We start from the raw sequence: 21263 nt of genomic DNA, 5'->3' as shown, positions 1-21263 counted from the left end.
TTGGTTATTTGATTTTGAGTTTTTATTTGTTTTAAAAATGAATTTCAGATGTGTTTCAATGAGAATATAACGCTGTTTGGGTTATATTTTGTTTGATTGGTTTATAAGGTCTGATAATTAGATGTGTGAAGGCGATATAATTACGGTTTAATTTTTAGTCTTTAATTCTGCCACGTAATGACTTGGTTTTTGAACGTATATCTTTAGCTTTTAAGCGTCTTTCTTTGGATGCACGTGTTGGTTTGGTGGCTCTGCGGGCTTTTTGCACTATCATGGCTGATTGAATTAACTCGGCGAGTCGATTAAGTGCGTCTTCTTTATTTTGTTCTTGGGTGCGAAACTGTTGCGCTTTGATGGTAATAACGCCAAGTTTAGAAATACGAGAATCTTTTAACGCCAACAATCGCTCTTTATAGATAGCGGGTAGGGTGGAGTGTTGAATATCAAATTGCAGGTGAATGGCTGAAGAGACCTTGTTTACGTTTTGCCCGCCTGCGCCTTGAGCACGAATGGCGGTGAGTTGGATTTCCCAGCTTTGTAACGTAACCGTGTTAGAGATTTTCAGCATAGTGTCTTTTTGAAGTTAGGTATTTTGTGATTGAAGGCTTATTGAGATGTTCAATAAGCCTTCAGTGTACTGAAATAACGAGTTTAAACCAGTGTTGCTGCGGTTTGATTACCCATTGCGATCAGTTTATCTAAGATGTGCTCGCCATCCGCGCGTAAGCCATTGTGCTCGTATTCATTGGTGATCCATGCCTTAGCATTTGGCACCATCGCCAGTGTTTCACGGCTAAAGTCCATTTCAACAAACATATCGTCGGCATAAACCGCACAGCTTACCGGTACTTTGTTATTCGCAAGTTGGGCTGGGTCGTACAGCGGCGTCCAGTCAGATTTTGCCGCGAGTAGCTCTGCAGCTTGTTTTAATGACTGCAGGCAAGTGTATTGGTCAAATATCCAAGGAAACACCATTTCACCAGTAAAGTAGAACGGTTTACCAGATAGGTAATTAAACTCATCATGTTCGCCACGAATTCGGTGTGCGCTCCAGTTTGAAGCAAAGCCTTGGCAGTAGATAGATTCATGCAAGATGGCGTAGATCGGATTGGTTTGAAAGGCTTGCTCTGCCAACATCGCATTGAGGAACTCATAACGCAATGTCGCCTGGCCATTAATATCTACAAAGGCATTTTCTAATTGGTAGTAAGTGGCGATAAAGCTGTCACTCATGCCGAAGTTGATACCAATTTGCTGAAACTGCTCAACGGTAAAACGTTGACCATTAGGTAATGTGACATCGTTTTCGAGCAGGTGGTCGGCAATCTTCTGGCAAAGTGCTTGAGCCGCTGGGAACTGAGCAAAGAAGGCTTGGTTTTTATCCTTTGTGCGTTTAAATGTGGCGTTATAAACATCATCAGGATGGCGCAAAATGGATGGCACACCACCGGTGATGTAGCTACGCATTAAGCTTTGCGGAAACATGGATAAGTATGTCAGCGAGCAGAAACCACCAAAGCTTTGACCCAAAATTGCCCACTTCTCAACACCAAATTGCTCACGAATAAACTCCGCGTCACGCACGATGTTGTCAGCACGGAAATGACTTAGGTAATCGGCTTGTTGCTCTGGTGATAATGTTGCCAGTGTCTGGTGACTGATCACGCTGCTGTTACCTGTTCCGCGTTGGTCAAGCAGCAATATCCGGTAATCTTGTAATGCGCGTTTTGCCCAACCGCTGTTGCCAAGTGGCCTCATTGCAGGGAAGCCGGGACCTCCTTGGAAAAATACCAGCCAAGGTTTGTCAGCATTGTCACCGACTAGGCTCATTTCTCGTGCGAAAATGGTCAACTCACCTTTACTTGCATCTGAATAGTCTAGAGGCACGGTGAAATTGTGGGGACGGTATTGGACACCCTCTTGGATAAAAGCTTGCGCATGTAACATTTAACGATTCCTAATGTGGATTCATAGCGGTTTAGGTCGTTATTTTATCATTGGCTTGACGACTTGTTTACCCCGTAAGGTAAGCGTTGACCTTTTGGTTTTGAGCGTTAAAGAATACGGTGGTGGATATGCGGGGGAGTGAATTAAAAAAAAGAGCATTCCATTAGGAATGCTCGGTGTTAGTCTTATTCTTGGTGACGCTCTGTATGCTGAGCGGTTAATAGAACCTGCGCCTTACGATGGAGGAGTCTTTCGGTAGTGAAAGCATGGATTCTTTATCCTTCATATAACGGCGTTCAAACGATGTGGTTCGATAACCGACAGGAGCAACTTCGATGATTTCTTTGACGATCTTTTGCACCTCAGGATCTGAAATGGCAACACCGTTTTCTAATTGCTCATGTAATTGAGGAACCAATTGTTCGTATCGGGCCATTTTTAATCTAAGTTTGCTTTCTGGATTTCTCGCCATACTCATGGCTGTCGCACCACTATTGCTCTTGATATCTAGCTCGGCACCTGCTTCGGTAAGTAGTGTAATAATTTTATATTCGCCTCTTTGACTTGCGATCATCAGGGCTGTTTCACCAGTTTCTTTGTTTTGCTCATTCACATCCACGCCGATGCTAATTAAGTATTTTACCGTGTTTGGAGATTGAAGGCTGGCGGTCATTAATGGGTTTAGCTTGTACCGACCGAGGGTATCCAGACTGGCATTGGCCGCAACTAAACGTTCGACTGTCGCTGCGTGGTCAGATAAGACCGCTTTCATTAGCGCGGTATCGCCCCATTTGTTTTTAGCTTCGATGTTGTTAACGCCAGCTTTCAATAGTAGGTCGACAACTTCTAATGAACCTTGTGAACTCGCAGTCATTAGTGCCGTACTACCGTATTCTGCTTCGGCAGCGTTAACATCGGCTTTGGCTTTGATAAGCAACTGCGCAACTACAGGGTTTCGATTGGCCGCCGCCATCATCAATGCGGTATTACCATAACGGTTAACGAGGTTAGGGTTGGCACCTTCGTTCAGTAGTTTGTGGACGGTTTCGGCACAGTCGTTATCAATGGCATATAGCAGAGGTTCTTGCTCCTGCTGAGTCAAGGTTTGTTGACACAACGCTTGGTCTTTAGGAAGTGAAGAATAAGCCGGTGGTTGATATTGCTCAAGTAAGTTTACTATCTCGGCGTAACCACTTTCTTTGGCGTGATCCAATGGTGATTTACCAAAGTTGTCCCTGATATAGGTTCTTGGGTTGGCTTTGAGTAACTGCTTAACAACTTCCATATGGCCTTTTTCGCTGGCATAGATGAGAGCCGTTTGAGCGTTATAGCCGTTGGTTGATTGAACATCCACAGCGGCATTCGCTGCCAGCAGTTTTTCAACGATAGTGGCGTTACCTTCCCAGCTTGCCATCATTAAGGCTGTGAAACCTCGCTGGTCAGCGAAATCAACGTTTGTTTTGGCCTTAAGTAACTCATCAACAACATCAGCATGGTTATTTTTGACAGCGTACATTAGTGCAGTCATCGCGCTTTTATCGATGATGTTTGGATTGGCTTTGGCGGCGATTAACTGCTTTGTCGCATCACTGCTGCCATTTCTGGCTGCGACGATTAACGCGGTGAGTCCAAAATCGTTGGTCGCATCAATCTCAGCTTTTGCCTCAATCAGTTGGGCGGTGATTAACGACTGATCTTCTATAGCGGCGTAGATGAGTGGTGTCGCGTTGATATCGTCTGTCATGTTCGGATCGTCGCCCATTCTGAGCATTTCGCCGACTCTGATAGAACAGTGATGTTCTATTGCGTTGAATAGCCGATCCGGGGAATTAAAATCAAGGTTATCGCAAGGTTCTTGTTGGGCATAGGAGGACGTTGATATGCCTGCAGCGATGATAACAGCGAGCAGCGATTTTTTAGTCATAGTAATGCGTATCTCCGGCAAAGCAATGGAAAAAGGGAGTTAAGACAGGTAGTTCAGTCCAAAGCTGAAGAATCTAAATAAAAACAGTTGCTTATTCAAGTGTCTTGGTTTGTAGAGTTGCGATGTAGCCCATTTATTTCTTGGCTTAACGGTAATTTGGAAAAGATTGAAAGTTCTAGACGGTTCATGTCATCCATTGCGTTTCTGTTGGGTAAATAGTGTGACAACAGTTCATTAACATGAAGCCCCGACAATAGAAAAGACCGGATAGTCTATATTTTAAACTGCGGATAACTCACTTTGGGCGAGGTAAGAGATGATAAAGAGTGAAATCGTAGGTTACTCTCAAGCGTTTGTTGAGAAACGAACGGACTGGACAGATGAAATTTTCAGCCTCCGTTTAACTGGCGCATCGCTGAAATTCAAAGCGGGGCAATTTACCAAACTCGCCTTACTAGATGATCAAGGTGAACTGATTTCACGTGCCTATTCTTTGGTAAACGCACCTCTGATGACTAGCGATGTACTAGAGTTTTTATTAATCTCGAATTCAGATGGGAAACTCTCCCCTCGCTTACATCAACTTAAAGTGGGAGATGGACTCTACGTCGGTGAGAGTGCCCATGGGGATTTGATTTTTGATACCATTCCCAAATCATCGACCAATTTATGGTTGCTCTCGACAGGAACTGGAATAGGGCCATTTTTATCCCTACTTGATGATCTTAATTTCCGCCCTAATTGTGACAAGGTGGTGCTAGTGCATGGTGTGCGTCATCAAGCTGACCTTGTGTATCACTATTTAATAGAACAGTTGATTGAGCAATATGAAGGACGTTTAGTTTACATACCTATTGTGTCGCGAGAGGTGGTAGAAGGTAAATTGCACGGCCGTATCCCTGAGCTGATTGACGCTGGTCGTTTAAATGCCACCGCGGGTGTTGAGTTTAGTGCAGAGAATAGCTTTGTTATGTTGTGCGGAAACCCTGCCATGATTAAAGACACAACCAAAAGTTTGCTTAATCAGGGGCTTACTCGTTTTCGCCCAGCAGTTGGGGGCAATATTGTTTACGAGCGGTATTGGTAATAGTCGATGGGTTGGTCAATGCGCCAATGTGTGTTGGCCTAAGGTCCACAGATCGATGACGTGTGCAGCGTCACGGCATTTACCGAGCAAAATCTGATAGTTGGGTAGGTAATCCTCTCCTAGGTACGTGGTTCGAATCAGCTCCCCTGTTTTTAAATCCACTTGAGTCACAACCCTTCCTTTAAAGTTCTGAAAGATGACAAATTGTTCACTGCGATACACCATTTGTTCAAAGTAAAATAGGAACTGATCGGGCGTATCAAGCAACGTACATTTAAGAGGCAGCGCATTATTTGGCGCGGGCTCTACAGGGTTGGTCAGTAATAGAATCGATAATAAAACTGAGCTCATGACTCATTCCTATTCTTAAAAACAGTTATTTAAGTATAGGAGGGCTAGTGCGCTATGGTTTAGGTTTGCCAAATAATGATTTGAAAGAAAACCCGGTGACTAAACTGGTGCCTACTAATACCAAGCTGGTGCCAATAACTGTGCTGATACCGATGGGTTCGTCTAGAAATAGGTAGCCCCACAAAATGCCAAAAGCGGGAATCAAAAAGGTAACCGAGAGTGTTGACGCCGGGCCAATTTCGGACACCAAACGGAAGTAAAGCAAGTAAGCGGTTGCGGTACAAAGCACCCCGAGCGCTACCACTGAGCCCATTTCGAGCTCTGAAGGCGTGGTACGCATAGGGATAAATGGTAGTAGTGGTAACAACCAAAGTACTGCCGCCCACATATTGCCGTGGGCATTATCGAACGGCGCGATGTTAGGGGATGTTTTAGTGTAGTTAGTGGCAACGCCATAACTGCAGGTGGCCATTAAGCCCGCGAGGACGGGCCATATTGCTTCTTGACCTATCTTTAAAGCGTCCCAGCCAACGAGCACTGTTACACCGATAACCCCAATCACTAGGCCCATGATTGCTTTTTGCGTCAATGGCGTTTTATGCCAAAACACGCCAATAACTGCACCCCAGATGACAGCCGTCGAGTTAACCACAGACAACGTCGATGCGTTGAGCGTTTGGGCGGCGAAAGCCAATAACACAAAAGGCAGTGCAGAGTTAAATAAGCCTATGATGATAAAGTGCTTTAAGTGCGCTCGAAAACGAAGGCTGCGTTTAAGGTATAAGCTAACTAAAAATAGACAAATAGCGGCAAATAGAACTCGAAACTCAATTAAATAAGCAGGGCCAAAAGCTGATGCTGAAATGCGCATAAACAGGAACGAACCGCCCCAAATGGCAGCCAATAAAAGTAGGCGAAAAAAGCTAGCTGTGGTCATGGGCGTCCAAGTTAAGAGCGTTTATTTGATGCCAATGTGACTGAAATGCGCACTGCAATCAACCGTTTTGAGCTTTAGAGTTCCGAAACTGGCGATTATCACCAGCTGAGAATATCAGGATATTCTTTACTCGCTTTGTCTATCCTTTGCGCGCTAATTTGTTGGCTTGTTGCACCGTGATTGTCGGTTGGATGTGAAGAATGAATTTAATTGTGAATGTGCGTAAAGGGGTCAGAAAGAATGGCTTTGAAATGGCGACACGACAGGCGTGGAAGTGTGGTGTAAAGGCCAACTTAGTTAATCGTGTGATAGGAGTCGCCAAAGGGCAAATCGTATGTGTATTGGAAGGTGTGCGAGCTGAACTTTCTACGCCACTCAATAACCCTTTGCATGACGATGAAAAACAAGGGCGATATATTTTTATTGGTGGAGTGTGTTGGGAACCAAACTCAATTTTAGCGCCGGGCTTTCCGGAGTTTATGTTTATGCATGTGCGCAACTTGAGTAATAAGCACAAATACATGACCGACGACGAGCTGTTCTTTAACTTGGCGTGAGAAAACAAAAAGGAGGCCGAAGCCTCCTTTTACCATATTCAAGCATTAAGCTGATTAGAAGCCTTTGATGTTCTCAGCTTCTAGCTCAGTGAAGTACTTAACTGTCTTCACTTTTAGCTCTTGAGTTGATGGCTCGTCACATACGATCACTGATTTAGGGTGTAGCTGAAGTGCAGATACAGTCCATAGGTGGTTTACGCTGCCTTCAACTGCTGCTTCTAGAGCTAGAGCTTTGTTGTGGCCAGTAACAAGAATCATGATCTCTTCAGCGTCTAGTAGAGTACCAACACCGATAGTTAGAGCGTATTTAGGAACTTGGTTGATGTCGCCATCGAAGAAACGAGAGTTCGCGATACGAGTATCTTCAGTTAGTGTCTTGATACGAGTACGTGAAGACAGAGAAGATGCTGGCTCGTTAAATGCGATGTGACCGTCGTTACCTACGCCGCCCATGAATAGGTTGATTTTGCCGTAAGACTTGATTTTGTCTTCGTAACGTTGGCATTCAACTTCGTTGTCAGCCGCGTTGCCGTCTAGAAGGTTGATGTTCTCTTCTTGGATGTCAATGTGGTTGAAGAAGTTGTTGTACATGAAAGAGCGGTATGATTCTGGGTGATCCGCAGGGATACCGATGTACTCATCCATGTTGAATGTTACTACGTGCTTAAAGCTAACTTCGCCAGCTTTGTGCAGTTCGATAAGCGCTTTGTAAGTCGCTAGTGGAGTACCACCAGTAGGTAGACCTAGAACAAATGGACGCTCTGCAGTTGGGTTGAAGTCGTTAATGCGTTTAACGATGTGTGCTGCTGCCCATTTGCCTACTTGTGCTGCTTGGTTAAGCGGGATAAGTCTCATTTTCTGCCCCTGATAATTAGAATTCAATATACTGTTTTAATTAATTTGCATTATAAAATAAGTGATCTTGATCTTCTATTGTTTTTGGTCAATTTTTGTCGTTTCTTTTTGTTTTGATCACGCATCTCTAAATGCACACGTTTGCTTTGAGCGTTTTATCAATAGTTTTATAAAAGAACAGTGGAGATAATTTCTTCAACGAAGTATCCACTTTGCGCCTCTAAAGGTTCTCTCAATCCACGAGTTAGCATATGCTGTCTTTAGCCGGAGTTGTTGATAATCTCAATATTTTCGACAATTGGCCGATACTAATATTATCAACACAACATGTGACATAAATACGAATGAATATGATAGGGATCGCCATCGGGGCGACCGGACTGCTTTTACTATTCTTGTTTGTTTGGATGCTTGCGCTATCCATTCGGAAAAAACGTGTAGAACAAGAACGCAGACAACGAGAAATCGCGCTGAGAAAAGCGATGGAACGTGACAGGAAGATGGAAGCAGAGCAGCGCGTGATGAAAGCGGAAGGTGGCGACATCACGATGATTCTCTATCTTGCGAAAGAAGCGGAACGTACCAACTTGCGCCAAGCGCTCTATTGGTATCATAAAGCGGCTGAACTGGACAATATCACTGGTATGTATGGCATCGTTCGTATTAGCGATCGTATGCGTGAAGACCTTGTTCTTAAAGAACAAGCAAAGTATTGGCGTACTGCCATTGATGCGCATGACGGTGTGTTACAAGCTAAGTTTGAAATGGCCGAATCGCTAATTCATGGCCGAGGTGTGGAGACAAACTTAGAGAAAGGCATCTTTATCATGGAGCAAGCGGCTAAGCAGCGCCATCTTGAAGCAATTTTGTTTTTGGGCGATTGGTTTATTGCTCATAACAACCCAGATCCAAGCCCGAGCACTTCTACGGAGTGGTTTCGTAAAGCCACGGCAATGCGCAGTAATGAAGGTCGCATGAAGTTGGGTCTTAATTACCTGCATGGTATTGGTGTCGTCGCTGATCATGCTCAAGGTTGCTATTGGTTAGAGCGTGCTGCAGAAAAGGGTTATACCCCTGCGATGGTTAAGCTAGGTGAGACTTGGGTAGAACATGGCGGTAGCGGGCGTTGTATTGCGTATATCTGGTTGTTTTTAGCCGGTCAGCTTGGTAACGATGAAGCGCGTATTATGCGTGACAAAGTCGCGCTTAATATCGGAGTGGATACCGTGGTGGGCTTGCAGGCGCTATCTAAACCGATGCTTAAGCGCATTCGTGAGAACAAGGTAAGTAAACACGCGCTGATTAAGGCTCTCAATAAACTGTATAAGCGTGACATCCCTTATGACAAATTTGATATGAGCCCAGCGGTGATGGCTGGTGAAGATATGGCGATAGAAGGTGAAGCAGATTTGTTTGATAACTTAGATCAGGTCGAAACTGCTGAAGCGCCAATAATAGCAGAGCCACAAGCTGAGGCTGCACCGTTGGACTTTTCGCAATCGAGCGTGGAGCCATCGACCACTTCCTCTCCGTCGCTGGAAAAACCAAACCAGTAACCTGACATAGAAAAGCCCCGCTCAATCTCTTGAGCGGGGCTTTTTGATTCTAGCGTTACGTTTTTGCCTAATTAGCTATGACGAACGTAACCGCGCTGCTTTTGTTTTGCTTTGCAGACACATGCTGTGAAGATAACGTCAGTTGAGCTGTTCAGAGCCGTTTCGGCTGAATCTTGAATAACACCAATGATGAAACCAACCGCAACCACCTGCATTGCGATCTCATTTGGAATACCAAATAGGCCACACGCTAGCGGAATAAGTAGCAATGAACCACCCGCTACACCTGATGCGCCACACGCAGAGACTGCAGCAACAATGCTTAGTAGTACTGCTGTCATTAGATCTACAGGGACTTCCATTGTATGAACAGCGGCAAGGGTTAAGGTCGTGATAGTAATTGCTGCACCAGCCATGTTAATTGTCGCGCCAAGCGGGATCGACACTGAGTATGTATCTTCATCCAGTTTTAGCTTTTCACACAATGCCATGTTTACTGGGATATTCGCTGCACTAGAGCGAGTAAAGAAAGCGGTTACGCCACTCTCACGTAGACATTGAAGAACCAATGGGTAAGGGTTTTCGCCTGTTTTTACCATCACGATGATCGGGTTTACCACCAACGCAATGATCGCCATTGAACCGAGCAGAACGCCCAGTAGGTGAGCATAGCCCATTAGTGCCTCAAAGCCCGTGGTCGCAAGCGTTGCTGACACCAAACCAAAGATACCAAATGGCGCTAGGCGAATGATGAAGCGAACGATTTGAGAAACGCCATGGCTTAGGTCTTCAAATACGGCTTTGGTGGTAGCAGAGGCGTGGTGAAGCGCTAAACCAAGGCCAACAGCCCAAGCTAGAATACCAATGTAGTTTGCATTCATTAATGCATTCACAGGGTTATCGACTAACTTGAATAGCAGTGTGTGCATCACTTCAGCGATGCCTTGCGGTGGGGTCGTTCCTTCAGCGCCAGAAACCAGTGTCAAAGTGGTTGGGAAAAGAAAGCTCATGACAACGGCGGTAAGTGCGGCGGTAAAAGTACCGAAAAGGTACAAAACGACGATAGGACGCATGTAGGTGTGTTGGTTTTTCTTTTGGTTGGCGATCGACGCAGCAACCAAGATAAACACCAAAATAGGCGCGACAGCTTTTAAAGCGCCAACAAACAACTCACCTAACATACCCGCGCTTTTCGCGTGTTCTGGAGAGTAAGTGGCCAAAGCTGCACCCAATAGGATACCGACTAAGATTTGCAGGACGAGATTGCCTCTAGCAAAGCGTGCTAAGAAAGAATATTGCATAGTATTACCTTGTATAGGTTTTGTTTTAATAGTGGTTTGCTTTTAACGTTGGCAGAGCACACTACCGACTTCAAAAGCGGTGACACCCACTTCAATCAGCTTCTAACTAATTTCTCTATTGGAAATGTAGCCAGGTACTGATCTTGATGAGTATCGTCAGCGAACGGTTGCTGAACGAAACATACTAGCGGCTTGAGATATTGTGTCTATAAATAATTGGATTTTGGTATTAAAAATTACAAAATATCACGAAGTGTGAATTTTATGTTGCTGTTAAACGTTTGCGGAGAGTAAAGAAAAAGGGGCTTATAGCCCCTTGGAATAAGAACGCATGAATTGGTAACCGGAGTTAGTAACCGGTTTTCAAGCTGCGGCTATGTGATTGTGTCACCTTACAGAACTTAGTGAATTCTTTACTTTTCGCTCTTTGTTCGGCTAATGAGCTGCTATTGCGCTCTTGCTCTCGCATCAGCTTAAGAAAGTTGTTCACTCGTCGCTCATCGATAGTGCCTTGTTCAAGGGCTTTGTTTACTGCGCAGCCCGGCTCATTTCCGTGTTGGCAGTCTGAGAATCGACATTGTTCGACTAAAGCTTGTACGTCAGAGAACGTTTGTTCAACGCCTTCGGCGCAGTCGTGAATTTGTAACTCTCGCATTCCCGGAGTGTCGATTAAGACACCGCCGCTATTGAGTAGGTGAATAGAACGACTGGTCGTTGTATGACGGCCTTTGCTGTCACTTTCACGGATGCCACCCGTGCTTTGTGTCTGTTCACCGAGTAGTGAGTTGACCAAAGTTGACTTGCCAACACCAGAAGAGCCCATGAATGCGATGGTTTTGCCAAGGCCAGACCAAGCATGCAATGTTTGGCACTGACTCGCATCAAGCGCGTTAACCACTTCAACCATGAGCATCGGGTCAAGAGCCTGTACTTTGGCGCGCTTTTCTTCGCTATCTATACATAAATCTGCTTTGGTAAGTACGATAACGGGCTCAACTTCCGCTTCATGTGCGATAGCAAGGTAACGTTCAATCCGACTAAGATTAAAATCGTCGTTCAACGAGCAAACAATAAACAGAGTTGTCACGTTGGCTGCGATTAACTGCTCTGCTACTTTGCTGCCAGCAGCTTTACGACTAAACAGCGATTGCCTTTCTAATAGACGAACAAACTGTTCATTTTCATCTAGTACAACCCAGTCCCCTACCGTCATTTCGGGTAAGGATTTATGAATGGGTAGTGCGCTTTCGCCAGTCTCACTCAGTAGCTGATAGCCACTCCGGTGATGAGCTGAAATGCGAGCAAAGCGGTGTTGCTCTAGATCTTCTAGAGTAAGTTGTTGTTGAAATAAGTTGTTCCAGCCAAGTTGATTAAGTGTGATTGGCTGAGAGTTTTGAGTATTCATTGGTTACCCCAAGCGTGCAGTTATTGACTGCTATAAAGCTTTGTAGGGTCAGAATCGTAGACCCCGGTTGAGTATCACCGGGCAAAGAGGGAGGGAAGGAAAGTTTAAAGCGCCTTCGCTGCTTTTGCCGGGTGGGTAAGTAATACAATCATGATGTTCCTCCATTAGATTAATTGCGGCTAAATATAGCAAAAGAGATGGGAAAAAGCCCATCTCTTTTTTATCTTAGTGGTGATGTTTCATACCACTCATTACTTTTTTGATTGGCGCAGTAAACGTCTGCTTTTCTCCATTAGCAAAAGAGATTTCAACCTCGATCGCTTCCCCTTCTATTAGTGGTTTGTTTAACTCAAATAACATGATGTGAAGGCTACCCGGCTTTAGAGATACTGTTTCTTGAGCAGGTACTTTTATTTGGTCGACTTGGCGCATTTTCATGACGTCACCTTCATGGATAACATCATGCAGTTCGACTTTTCCTGCTACAGAAGTCGAGGCGGAAATAATCGCGCGGTCGGTATCGCTATGGTTCATCAGTTCAACGAAAACAGCGCTGGTTGCAGCGTTCGGTGGAGTGGCCCGAGCGTATGGGTGGTGAGTCATAATATCTGCGCTGGCATGAGCAAGAGGCGCAATGAGTGTACTGAGAAGAAGAAAAGTGTTGAGCTTCATTATGGTTGTTCCTGAGCGGTAATGGTTTGAATAGTATGGACTATTGGTGCTGGAGTTAGCGTATGTGGCACTTTGGTTATTAGCGTGCCATCTGGTTTTAGAAAATAGAAATAGGAGTTGTGATCGAGCGTGTATTTAAGCTCGGATTCAGCAAGCTCAGTACGCTTGAAGATAACCCCGTAGCGTTCAGCGAGCGGCTTGGTTATCGTCATGTCGGCGGACAAACCTTCAAGGGAAGGGTGGAAGTATTGCGCATACTGCTGAGTTTTCTCGCCTGTGTCTCTTTCAGGATCAAGAGAAATAAATATTGGTCTAAATTGTTCTAAGGTTTTTTCATCTAACTGATTTAACGCTCCGGCGAGCATTGCTAAGGAGGTCGGGCAAACGTCAGGGCAGTGCGTAAAGCCGAAATAGACAATACGAATGCGAGGGTCTTGTTGATCGAAGAGATTGACTGTTTGGTCAGCCCCCTTGCTCAGTAGTGTACTGATATGTGCAGTGGTTTGGTTTTGCTCAGTGGTATTGAGGTAGGCTTTCAGCCCCACACCAAGCGCGAAAGCCAGCAATAAAATCGTAATCCATCGTTTACTCATAGTGCCATCCTTAGGGAGATATAAACATAGCCCTGCCCATCAGTAACATATCCTTGCCAAGTCATTGCAGTAGTGGTGCAGGCAGGGAGTAAGATCTCTGCTTGGTAGTGATGATCAGCGGTGGGTTTTAGCTGGTATTTCACTGTCCCCATGTCCATTTCTACGCCATCGAGCGTCAAGTTTAGCGTCGTTGCTTGGCTATTTGGCCATTGCGCAGAAATAGTGAAAGGAACTAAAGGCTGCACGATATCTCGATTGGAAGTAATGGTTATATCGTCTTGGACACAAGCTTGCGATGTCAGAGGGCAATATTGTACCTCAGAGCCAGAGGAGGGCTTCATCGCAACATAGATGTCGTTGGCATAGAAACCCAACATTAAGGCTAAAGCGGCTAACAACAGGGAAAAAAGCTTCTTCATAGCGAGATACAGATAATGAATGAAACCTTATCCTATCACTCGTGCAACAATTGGCTTATGTTTTATAACAAATGTGTGCTATTAATCATGGTGTTAGCGAGAAAGTGAAATAAAAAAAGGAGAAGCAATGCTTCTCCAAAGGCAGTGGATGGGGAGTGTTACAGAACAACTAAAGTTTTGACTTCGAACTGATCATTTTCAAACAGCTCACTTTCGTATTCGCCAGAAATTCTCACCATGTCTTTGTCAGAAAAACTCACCGCTTGCTTCGCTTTCAATTCAATTTCGATTTCATCAGTTCCGTCTGAGAAGACGTAAGTTTTTGGGCTTATTTGTTTGATGATGTGGCCTTCGAGCGTGAATTTTTGATCGTCAAACCAACTTTGCTGCGCGAGCATATCTGCAATGGTTGTTGTGGCGACCGGCCCAGTGTATTGAATGGTGGATTTGGTCATTTTGTAGTGGTCATCTTGGCTGTTCTTACGATCAGCGCCATCATCAAAAGCAAATGCAGCACCTGTACTACCGATGACCAGTGCTGAGGCGATAGTAGAAGCGACGATAGCTTGTTTGTGGTTGATGTTCACGTGTGACATTTTTTGTTTGGCTTGGGCAACAAGTTTTTGAATGTTCATAATGATTCCCTCTTCAGGTAGTAATTCTTGATTTCATGATTCAGTTTACGGATTGCATCTGAATAGGGAGTGAGTTGTTGATTCATGTTCGGTTAATCGAATCAATGCAGTGAGTTGTACTTTACGAATATGCGTTTTTAGCAATGATGCTTATCCCATTCTGTAATGGCATGTCGCATATTTGAACCAAACACAAAATTTACGTGCAACCATATGTTTGTTTGTAAGGGAGAAATTTATAGGCACTCGCAAACCAGTTTGATTCTCAGAAGATTTATAAATCTTGAGCTAAATATGTTAGTTGATGCTCTTTTTTGAGCAGGATGTTTCGTATAACTCTAAATATATGGAAATAAACTCATGAGTTTAAAACTAACAACGATCTATGTTGGCTGTGCCGCGGCTTTATTATCGGCGCAAGTTATGGCGGCACCTGCGGTGCCGAGCATAGATGTCAATGGCTCTAATAATTTACAATTTTCAAAAATCGAACTGGCGATGGAAACCACCGCTGGATACAACCAAATGGTCAAATATTATGACCAAGCGGACGTGGCGATAAAATTCAATCAGTGGAGTGGCACACCCGGCGACACTTACAACGTCTACTTTGATGGTGTAAACGTGGCGAGTGGCGCGATCACGGGAAGCACCACCACTGCAAACTTTAAGTATGGCACTGGCGGCCGCTATCAATTGGTTGTCGAAGCGTGTGATGCAACAGGATGTAGCCAAAGTCAACCGGCGACTCTTGTTGTCGCTGATACAGATGGCGCGCACCTTGACCCTCTGACAATGAACATTGATCCTAACAACAAAACGTACAATACCGACCCAAATACGGTTGTCGGTACTTACTTTGTTGAATGGGGTATCTATGGTCGTGACTTTACGGTCGACAACATTCCGGCTGACAACTTAACGCATATTCTTTATGGCTTCATTCCTATCTGTGGGCCTAATGAATCTGTCAAAAGCGTCGGTGGTAATAGCTACAATGCGTTGATGACCGCTTGTCAGGGCGTGCCTGATTACGAAGTGGTTATTCATGACCCTTGGGCGGCTTATCAGAAGTCATTCCCACAAGCTGGTCATGAGTATGCTTCTCCTATCAAGGGTAACTATGCCATGTTGATGGCGCTGAAAAAGCGTAACCCTGATCTGAAAATTATCCCTTCAATTGGTGGCTGGACACTGTCTGACCCATTCTATGATTTCACTAACAAAGCCAACCGCGATGTGTTTGTCGCGTCGGTTAAGCGTTTCCTAAAAACATGGAAATTCTACGATGGTGTTGACATTGACTGGGAGTTCCCAGGAGGGGGCGGTGCTGCACCTAACCTAGGAGATCCGGTAAACGATGGCCCTGCTTACATCGCTTTAATGCGTGAGCTTCGTGCGATGTTAGATGGGTTACAAGTAGAGACAGGTCGTACTTATGAGCTGACTTCGGCTATCGGCGTTGGTTACGATAAGATTGAAGACGTGAACTACGGCGAAGCCATTCAGTACATGGATTACATCTTCGCGATGACTTACGACTTCTACGGTGCGTGGAACAACGTGTTAGGTCATCAAACAGCCCTAAATTGCGGTACGTTTATGCGTCCTGGTCAGTGTGATGGCACTGGTGTGGATGAAAACGGTAAGCCGTATGAAGGCCCTGCGTACACCACAGATAACGGTATTCAGTTGCTGCTTGCACAAGGTGTACCTGCGAACAAGTTGGTGGTAGGAACTGCCATGTACGGCCGAGGCTGGGAAGGTGTAATGCCGGAGTCTCTCACTGTGCCGGGTGACCCTATGACAGGTGTCGGTAACGGCAAACTGAAAGGTTCAACTGCTCAAGGCGTTTGGGAAGATGGCGTCATTGATTACAAAGGTATTAAGGCCAATATGCTTGGTGCTAACAACACGGGCATTAATGGCTTTGAATATGGCTATGACGAACAAGCAGAAGCCCCTTGGGTGTGGAACCGTTCTAACGGTAAGTTAATCACATTTGACGATGACCGCTCGGTGAAAGCGAAAGGCGCTTATGTACGCAACCTTGGTTTAGCTGGTTTGTTCTCATGGGAAATCGATGCAGATAACGGTGATATCCTTAATGCAATGCACGAAGGGTTAGCAAGTGTTCCTCCGGGTAACCGTGCGCCAATCGCCTCTGCTGGTGTTGATCAAACCGTTGTATCCGCAACCGCTGTGACTCTTGATGCGAGTGCGTCTAAAGACAGTGATGGCACGATTGCTAGCTACCAGTGGACTCAAGTTTCAGGTGAGCCAGTGACGCTAACAGGAGCAACCACTGCGCAAGCAAGCTTTGTTGCACCAACGGTCACTCAGAACTCTGTATTGGTGTTTGAAGTAACAGTGACAGACAACGAAGCGGCGTCTGCAACGGATCGCGTTACGGTGACGGTTGTGAGTGAACTGCCAGTCAACACGCCACCAGTAGCAGCCATCGTTGCTCCTGCGACAGCAAATGCGGGTGATACCGTTGTGGTCGATGCGTCTAGTTCAACGGATGCAGATAATGACCCTCTCACTTACACTTGGTCGATTCCTGCTGGCCTGAATGCGCAAATCAATGGTGCTCAGGTGACATTCGTCGCGCCTGATTACACAGTTGATACCACGCTAGCGTTCGCGGTAGAAGTGAGTGATGGCCAAGCAACGAGCACGGCCAGTGCGAGTGTTCTTGTGAATAAGAAAGCTGGTGGCGCGTGTACTGACCTTTGGGATGCAGCAACCGTTTATGTTGGTGGTGACCAAGTATCTTGGGACAGCAAGCGTTGGGAAGCGAAATGGTGGACGCAAGGTGAAGCACCAAGCACAGCCGGTTCTGGTGTGTGGAAGGATCTCGGTGCGGCAACTTGCCCAACGAATTAATGACCATTAAATGGCTTCGGTTTAAATCTAACTAGCCTAAATAAAAAAGCGCCAATCATAAGTGATTGGCGCTTTTCTTATCTCATTCGTCTTAGGTATTTACAGCTCGTACTTTGCCTTGCATCAGGTTATTGAGTACTTCCGCTTTAGGGCCATCGGCAATGATGCAGCCTTTTTCCATCACTACGACACGGTCGACCACATCCAGCATTGAGGTTTTGTGAGTGATCAATATCAGCGTTTCACTTTCTTTCAATTGCGCTAGCTGCTGCTTAATGTGCATCTCTGAACGATTGTCCATTGCGCTGGTGGGCTCATCCATCAGTAGCACTGGCGGACGGCCTAACAGAGCGCGTGCAATTGACACCGCTTGTCGTTGACCACCTGAAAGTAGTAGACCACCTTCACCCACTTGACGCTCTAGACCAGCAGGGTCTTGTTGAGTAAATACGGTTACGCCAGCTCGGTTAGCGGCATCCATCACGTCACGATCATCAGCAAGGGGACGACCAAGTGTGATGTTGTCACGTATTGAGCCGTAGAACAGGTGGTAGTCTTGCGGAACACAGCCAATGTTACGTCGGATGTCCACATGATGGAGTTGGTCTATATCGGTTTCATCAATACGCACATGACCTTCTGTGGGCTTATATAAGCCTAAAATCAAGCGTTCTAGGGTCGTTTTACCCGAACCAATTCGGCCGATGATCGCCACTTTTTCACCCGGGTTAATGGTCAGGCTTAAGTTTCGAATGGAAGCAATAGGGGAGTCAGGGTAGTGGAAAGTCACTTTATCTAACTCAATCTTACCTTGAACAATTGGGCGGTGGATGTAGCGCTTACCTTCTTCTTGCTCATCGGGCATGGCCATCACTTGCTCGATGATGGTCATTGAAGATTTGGCCTGATTGTAGCGTGTAGAAAGCAATGATAGTTGAACCATAGGGCCAATCGCGCGGCCACTCAGCATAGTTGCGGCGATCAAGCCACCCATTGTGAGGTCGCCTTCGGCAATTAGATAAACACCCAGAATGATCATGCCGACGTTAGAAGCCTGCTGCACAAATCCAGCCGTGTTTTGAATGCCGTCAGTGATACGACGACTTTTGATGTTCCAGTTTGCCATGTGTGCAACGGCTTCTTCCCAACGGTACTGGAACTGGCTTTGCGCACCAAATAATTTAACGGTTTCTAAGCCAGATAGGCTCTCAATTAAATTGGCATACTTTTGCGAAGCTAAGCGAGAGCCTTCTTCGATGGTTTGTCGCAATGGGCCTTGAATCAACAAAGAATAGATGATGAGTATCAGTACGCCTGCGATAGGCACTAATACGAGGTTGCCAGCCATCAGCCAAATCAACAATAAGAACAAAATAGCGAAAGGCAAATCAATCAACGAGCCGATGGTCGCGGAAGTAAAGAATTCGCGAATTGATTCAAACTCTTGCAAGTGGCGAGCAAATGCACCCACCGAAGGCGGGCGAGATTCCATCCGAATCCCTAGCACTTTGCTAAACAGTTTTGAGGAAATGAGAATGTCGGATTTCTTACCCGCTACATCGATAAAGTAGCTGCGCATGAGCTTGAGGACTAAATCGAACAAGAAGATGACGAAGATACCGCTCGCCAATACCCATAAAGTTTCAAAAGCCAGATTAGGCACGACTTTGTCATACACCAAGCGAGTAAACATAGGTGCTGCGACGGCGAATAAGTTAATCAGAATGGAGGCGATAAGGACGTCGCGATAAATGGATTTTGACTGCCAAATCGTACTCCAGAACCAGTGACCTTCTTTCGTCTTTAAAACTTCAGGAGAGCGTTCATCATAGCGGAACTGCTTCTTAACTAAGAAGTAGCGGCCCGCATATTGCTCATTGAGTTCTTCAATTGGAATCGAAACAGGAACTAAGCCAGATTCACCAGTGACAATTTCTACTTCTTTCTGATCGGCACTGAAGCTATTGAGAACACACGCATCGCCACCTTTGAGCAGTAACACCACAGGCAGTACGAGCCCAGAAATACTGTTCAGGTTAGCTCGATTCTCTTTGGCGACAAGCCCTGCTCGCTCTGCCGAACGAGGGAATAGAAATGGTGTCAACTTGCCATCTGACAGTGGCAGACCATTGATGAGCGCTTCTGGAGAGTTCGCTAATCCATAATAACGGCTAACGTAGATAAGCGAATTTAGTAGCGGATCCTGCATACACTAAGCCTTAGTCTATTTATCAACAATGAAGCCTTGGAAAACTTCTATAAAGTGCTCAGACAAGAAGTCCAACTGAATTTGAGTTTCTACCCGCGAAGCGATGGTTTTAATGCCAAGGTTATGTGCAGTACGCGAGATAGAGGTTAACGTAAATTTCTGTTTTTCATCATCAAGGTGATGAGTATAAAGATAGTCGAGTTTCACATACGCAGGACGGAACTCGTTAATGTAATCAAGCGATTGGAAGTTTCGACCATAGTTGTCGACACCAAAGTCTGCACCAGCAGCACGAATGGCATTACAAAATAGTGCGGTGTAGTGCGGCGTGTGAACAAAGCAGTTCTCTGGGATCTCGAAATGGAGTAGGTGTGCAATTGATTTATGCTTGTTGAGCAATTGGCTTACCCAACGGATAAAGCTTGGTTGGGCGATACTGGATTGCGCAATGTTAATCGCCAATGGAGAGTCAAATTCGCCTTGTTCAAGTTTGGTTGCCATGGCGCCAATAACGTATTGATCAAACAGATGGCTGGCGTCTAGTTGTTCAAGAGCGAATAGATACTGGTTGGCACTGTAACGTTTGTCGCCATGCTCAATCGCAGTAAACACCTCTGCGTGATAGGTTTGCCCCCAACTATTGTTGGCGGATTGCACGCGGAACGTAAACCAATCATTATTAATGGCTTCGTCCACCAGAGTTTTCCATTGCTGTTTACCCATAAGATCACCAGATTGGTCGCTGGAAATATAACCGAAGTTTTCTTCTGGGTTGCCTTTGGCTGCAGCCAATGCGTTATCAAGAATAGTTAAGATATCAGAGCTAGTGTTACCGCTCTTATTGTGCACGACACCTAGCGCAAATTCAGGAGAGGCCATGCCGGTAGGATCGGAGTTCAAATCTTGCACGTAAGTTACAATGCTGCCCGCTAGTAGCTTGAGCTCACTGTCATCCATGTTAGGCAAGATAAAGCCGAACTCGTCAGAAGAGATGCGGGCTAAAATGATGTCTGGTGAGTTTAGTGACAACTTAATGTGGTCCGCTAGTTCACGCACCATATTGTCACCACTTTCGTAGCCTTTTTCTTCGTACAAGTCTTTGATGAATGTCGCTTCGAGTAGGGCAACGCCGCCATAGCCGCCTTCGCCTAACCAAGCGTTTAATTGGCTCATGTAGAAGGCACGGTTACCTAAGTTCGATACGGTATCAATGTAGGCGCGTTCACGTAGTTGCTGAGCTTCTCTCGCTTGGTCTTTGAACGCTTGCTCAACCTGAGCTGACATGCTGTTAATGCCGTCAACCACGCTGATTAAGTCAACCGTGTTAGGGCGCGGCAATGGGGCGCCAAATTGGTTTTTGGCTACCTGCTCCATCTTTCTCACTATGTTTTGCAGTGGGCGCAGTGCACGCTGCAAGATAAATGAAATGGCAAACACACCGATTAAGAACACCAAGCAAAAGGCGATCACTAAGTCTTCGAATGCTTTCCAAAGCTGAGTGTAAGCATCACCCGGGTGGCTGACAATCTCGACTTCAGCGAGCTGCATCCAACCACTTGTCACGACGCGGCTATCATGGATTTTGCTAAACAGGCCAAGTTTGGTGAACCACGCGGGTACGTTATTGGGTTGGATAGGGTAGGTACGAACAATTTCTTCGTCCGAATCAAGAAAGTGCAGGCGTACCACTGAGTAGCTACTGCCATCGAACAGAGCGTTAATAACAGATTCGACTGCAACGGTATCCTTGTTCTGTAAATAGGGGGCGAGCGCTAAGCCAACGGTGTTGATGGTGTTGTTTACCTCAGAGCGTTGTTGCTGCTCAAGGTTATTACGGGTAGTGTTAAATTCAATGACAAACACCGACACCATAAGCAGCATAAACACTGCAAGCATCCCCGCGATAAGTTGTTTATATAAAGTCAT

At 45.5% G+C, this 21263-nt stretch carries 18 protein-coding genes; 4 read left to right on the top strand and 14 right to left on the bottom strand.

Features of this window, described 5'->3' with window-relative positions; all coding sequences use genetic code 11:
- Positions 1–154: 154 nt before the first annotated feature.
- From arfB to OH461_RS11760, 3 genes are all read right to left on the bottom strand, one after another.
- On the bottom strand, positions 155–568 hold the full coding sequence (gene arfB, locus OH461_RS11770) for an alternative ribosome rescue aminoacyl-tRNA hydrolase ArfB (RefSeq protein ID WP_270020810.1): 414 nt from the start codon (positions 566–568) through the stop codon (positions 155–157).
- 83 nt (positions 569–651) lie between these two features.
- Positions 652–1947, bottom strand: coding sequence for an alpha/beta fold hydrolase (locus OH461_RS11765; RefSeq protein ID WP_270020809.1), 1296 nt, complete (start codon positions 1945–1947; stop codon positions 652–654).
- Positions 1948–2164: 217 nt separating this feature from the next.
- Positions 2165–3871 (bottom strand): ankyrin repeat domain-containing protein, encoded by a 1707-nt coding sequence (locus OH461_RS11760; protein WP_270020808.1) that lies wholly within the window; start codon positions 3869–3871, stop codon positions 2165–2167.
- Between the two features lie 316 nt (positions 3872–4187).
- Here OH461_RS11760 and OH461_RS11755 point away from each other — a divergent pair, with 316 nt between their 5' ends.
- Entirely contained in the window at positions 4188–4958 is a 771-nt protein-coding gene (locus OH461_RS11755; protein ID WP_270020807.1) for a ferredoxin--NADP reductase, read from the top strand.
- 15 nt (positions 4959–4973) lie between these two features.
- On the opposite strand, the gene OH461_RS11750 is transcribed toward OH461_RS11755, so the two are convergent.
- Positions 4974–5309, bottom strand: a complete 336-nt coding sequence (locus tag OH461_RS11750) for a hypothetical protein (RefSeq protein WP_270020806.1) — start codon at positions 5307–5309, stop codon at positions 4974–4976.
- 52 nt (positions 5310–5361) lie between these two features.
- Positions 5362–6246 carry a DMT family transporter gene (locus tag OH461_RS11745; RefSeq protein ID WP_270020805.1) on the bottom strand — a complete coding sequence of 295 codons (885 nt, stop codon included), beginning with the start codon at positions 6244–6246 and terminating at the stop codon, positions 5362–5364.
- 200 nt (positions 6247–6446) lie between these two features.
- Here OH461_RS11745 and OH461_RS11740 point away from each other — a divergent pair, with 200 nt between their 5' ends.
- Positions 6447–6803, top strand: a complete 357-nt coding sequence (locus tag OH461_RS11740; protein WP_270020804.1) for an acyl-CoA synthetase — start codon at positions 6447–6449, stop codon at positions 6801–6803.
- A gap of 54 nt (positions 6804–6857) precedes the next feature.
- On the opposite strand, the gene nagB is transcribed toward OH461_RS11740, so the two are convergent.
- Entirely contained in the window at positions 6858–7658 is an 801-nt protein-coding gene (gene nagB / locus OH461_RS11735) for a glucosamine-6-phosphate deaminase (protein WP_270020803.1), read from the bottom strand.
- 344 nt (positions 7659–8002) lie between these two features.
- Here nagB and OH461_RS11730 point away from each other — a divergent pair, with 344 nt between their 5' ends.
- Positions 8003–9214: a tetratricopeptide repeat protein gene (locus OH461_RS11730; protein WP_270020802.1), complete on the top strand. Its 1212-nt coding sequence runs from the start codon at positions 8003–8005 to the stop codon at positions 9212–9214.
- Between the two features lie 71 nt (positions 9215–9285).
- Here OH461_RS11730 and sstT read toward each other — a convergent pair whose 3' ends face one another.
- From sstT to OH461_RS11700, 6 genes are all read right to left on the bottom strand, one after another.
- On the bottom strand, positions 9286–10515 hold the full coding sequence (sstT, locus tag OH461_RS11725) for a serine/threonine transporter SstT (protein ID WP_270020801.1): 1230 nt from the start codon (positions 10513–10515) through the stop codon (positions 9286–9288).
- Positions 10516–10864: 349 nt separating this feature from the next.
- Entirely contained in the window at positions 10865–11920 is a 1056-nt protein-coding gene (rsgA, locus tag OH461_RS11720) for a ribosome small subunit-dependent GTPase A (RefSeq protein ID WP_270020800.1), read from the bottom strand.
- 225 nt (positions 11921–12145) lie between these two features.
- Positions 12146–12592, bottom strand: coding sequence for a copper chaperone PCu(A)C (locus tag OH461_RS11715; RefSeq protein ID WP_270020799.1), 447 nt, complete (start codon positions 12590–12592; stop codon positions 12146–12148).
- On the bottom strand, positions 12592–13185 hold the full coding sequence (locus OH461_RS11710) for an SCO family protein (protein ID WP_270020798.1): 594 nt from the start codon (positions 13183–13185) through the stop codon (positions 12592–12594). Before OH461_RS11710 ends, OH461_RS11715 begins: the two co-directional genes overlap by 1 nt.
- Positions 13182–13604 carry a hypothetical protein gene (locus tag OH461_RS11705; protein ID WP_270020797.1) on the bottom strand — a complete coding sequence of 141 codons (423 nt, stop codon included), beginning with the start codon at positions 13602–13604 and terminating at the stop codon, positions 13182–13184. Before OH461_RS11705 ends, OH461_RS11710 begins: the two co-directional genes overlap by 4 nt.
- A 158-nt stretch (positions 13605–13762) precedes the next feature.
- Entirely contained in the window at positions 13763–14239 is a 477-nt protein-coding gene (locus OH461_RS11700) for a YgiW/YdeI family stress tolerance OB fold protein (RefSeq protein WP_270020796.1), read from the bottom strand.
- Between the two features lie 360 nt (positions 14240–14599).
- Between OH461_RS11700 and OH461_RS11695 the strand changes: the two genes are divergently transcribed.
- The gene (locus OH461_RS11695; protein WP_270020795.1) at positions 14600–17128 is read left to right on the top strand and encodes a glycosyl hydrolase family 18 protein; all 2529 of its coding nucleotides are present in this window, start codon (positions 14600–14602) and stop codon (positions 17126–17128) included.
- Positions 17129–17219: 91 nt separating this feature from the next.
- On the opposite strand, the gene OH461_RS11690 is transcribed toward OH461_RS11695, so the two are convergent.
- Together OH461_RS11690 and OH461_RS11685 are read right to left on the bottom strand one after the other, a co-directional pair.
- Entirely contained in the window at positions 17220–19337 is a 2118-nt protein-coding gene (locus tag OH461_RS11690) for a type I secretion system permease/ATPase (protein WP_270020794.1), read from the bottom strand.
- 15 nt (positions 19338–19352) lie between these two features.
- The gene (locus OH461_RS11685; RefSeq protein ID WP_270020793.1) at positions 19353–21263 is read right to left on the bottom strand and encodes a bifunctional diguanylate cyclase/phosphodiesterase; all 1911 of its coding nucleotides are present in this window, start codon (positions 21261–21263) and stop codon (positions 19353–19355) included.

The organism is Vibrio sp. LaRot3 (assembly GCF_027587025.1).
Classification (GTDB): domain Bacteria; phylum Pseudomonadota; class Gammaproteobacteria; order Enterobacterales; family Vibrionaceae; genus Vibrio.
Note: the sequence above shows the minus strand (reverse complement) of the source record. Positions and strands in the feature narration are given on the sequence as shown.

What these genes read in the sequence shown, in the direction of transcription:
- arfB (WP_270020810.1), bottom strand. Translation starts at nt 568, where the DNA reads ATGCTGAAAATCTCTAACACGGTTACGTTACAAAGCTGGGAAATCCAA.
- OH461_RS11765 (WP_270020809.1), bottom strand. Translation starts at nt 1,947, where the DNA reads ATGTTACATGCGCAAGCTTTTATCCAAGAGGGTGTCCAATACCGTCCC.
- OH461_RS11760 (WP_270020808.1), bottom strand. Translation starts at nt 3,871, where the DNA reads ATGACTAAAAAATCGCTGCTCGCTGTTATCATCGCTGCAGGCATATCA.
- OH461_RS11755 (WP_270020807.1), top strand. Translation starts at nt 4,188, where the DNA reads ATGATAAAGAGTGAAATCGTAGGTTACTCTCAAGCGTTTGTTGAGAAA.
- OH461_RS11750 (WP_270020806.1), bottom strand. Translation starts at nt 5,309, where the DNA reads ATGAGCTCAGTTTTATTATCGATTCTATTACTGACCAACCCTGTAGAG.
- OH461_RS11745 (WP_270020805.1), bottom strand. Translation starts at nt 6,246, where the DNA reads ATGACCACAGCTAGCTTTTTTCGCCTACTTTTATTGGCTGCCATTTGG.
- OH461_RS11740 (WP_270020804.1), top strand. Translation starts at nt 6,447, where the DNA reads ATGAATTTAATTGTGAATGTGCGTAAAGGGGTCAGAAAGAATGGCTTT.
- nagB (WP_270020803.1), bottom strand. Translation starts at nt 7,658, where the DNA reads ATGAGACTTATCCCGCTTAACCAAGCAGCACAAGTAGGCAAATGGGCA.
- OH461_RS11730 (WP_270020802.1), top strand. Translation starts at nt 8,003, where the DNA reads ATGAATATGATAGGGATCGCCATCGGGGCGACCGGACTGCTTTTACTA.
- sstT (WP_270020801.1), bottom strand. Translation starts at nt 10,515, where the DNA reads ATGCAATATTCTTTCTTAGCACGCTTTGCTAGAGGCAATCTCGTCCTG.
- rsgA (WP_270020800.1), bottom strand. Translation starts at nt 11,920, where the DNA reads ATGAATACTCAAAACTCTCAGCCAATCACACTTAATCAACTTGGCTGG.
- OH461_RS11715 (WP_270020799.1), bottom strand. Translation starts at nt 12,592, where the DNA reads ATGAAGCTCAACACTTTTCTTCTTCTCAGTACACTCATTGCGCCTCTT.
- OH461_RS11710 (WP_270020798.1), bottom strand. Translation starts at nt 13,185, where the DNA reads ATGAGTAAACGATGGATTACGATTTTATTGCTGGCTTTCGCGCTTGGT.
- OH461_RS11705 (WP_270020797.1), bottom strand. Translation starts at nt 13,604, where the DNA reads ATGAAGAAGCTTTTTTCCCTGTTGTTAGCCGCTTTAGCCTTAATGTTG.
- OH461_RS11700 (WP_270020796.1), bottom strand. Translation starts at nt 14,239, where the DNA reads ATGAACATTCAAAAACTTGTTGCCCAAGCCAAACAAAAAATGTCACAC.
- OH461_RS11695 (WP_270020795.1), top strand. Translation starts at nt 14,600, where the DNA reads ATGAGTTTAAAACTAACAACGATCTATGTTGGCTGTGCCGCGGCTTTA.
- OH461_RS11690 (WP_270020794.1), bottom strand. Translation starts at nt 19,337, where the DNA reads ATGCAGGATCCGCTACTAAATTCGCTTATCTACGTTAGCCGTTATTAT.
- OH461_RS11685 (WP_270020793.1), bottom strand. Translation starts at nt 21,263, where the DNA reads ATGACTTTATATAAACAACTTATCGCGGGGATGCTTGCAGTGTTTATG.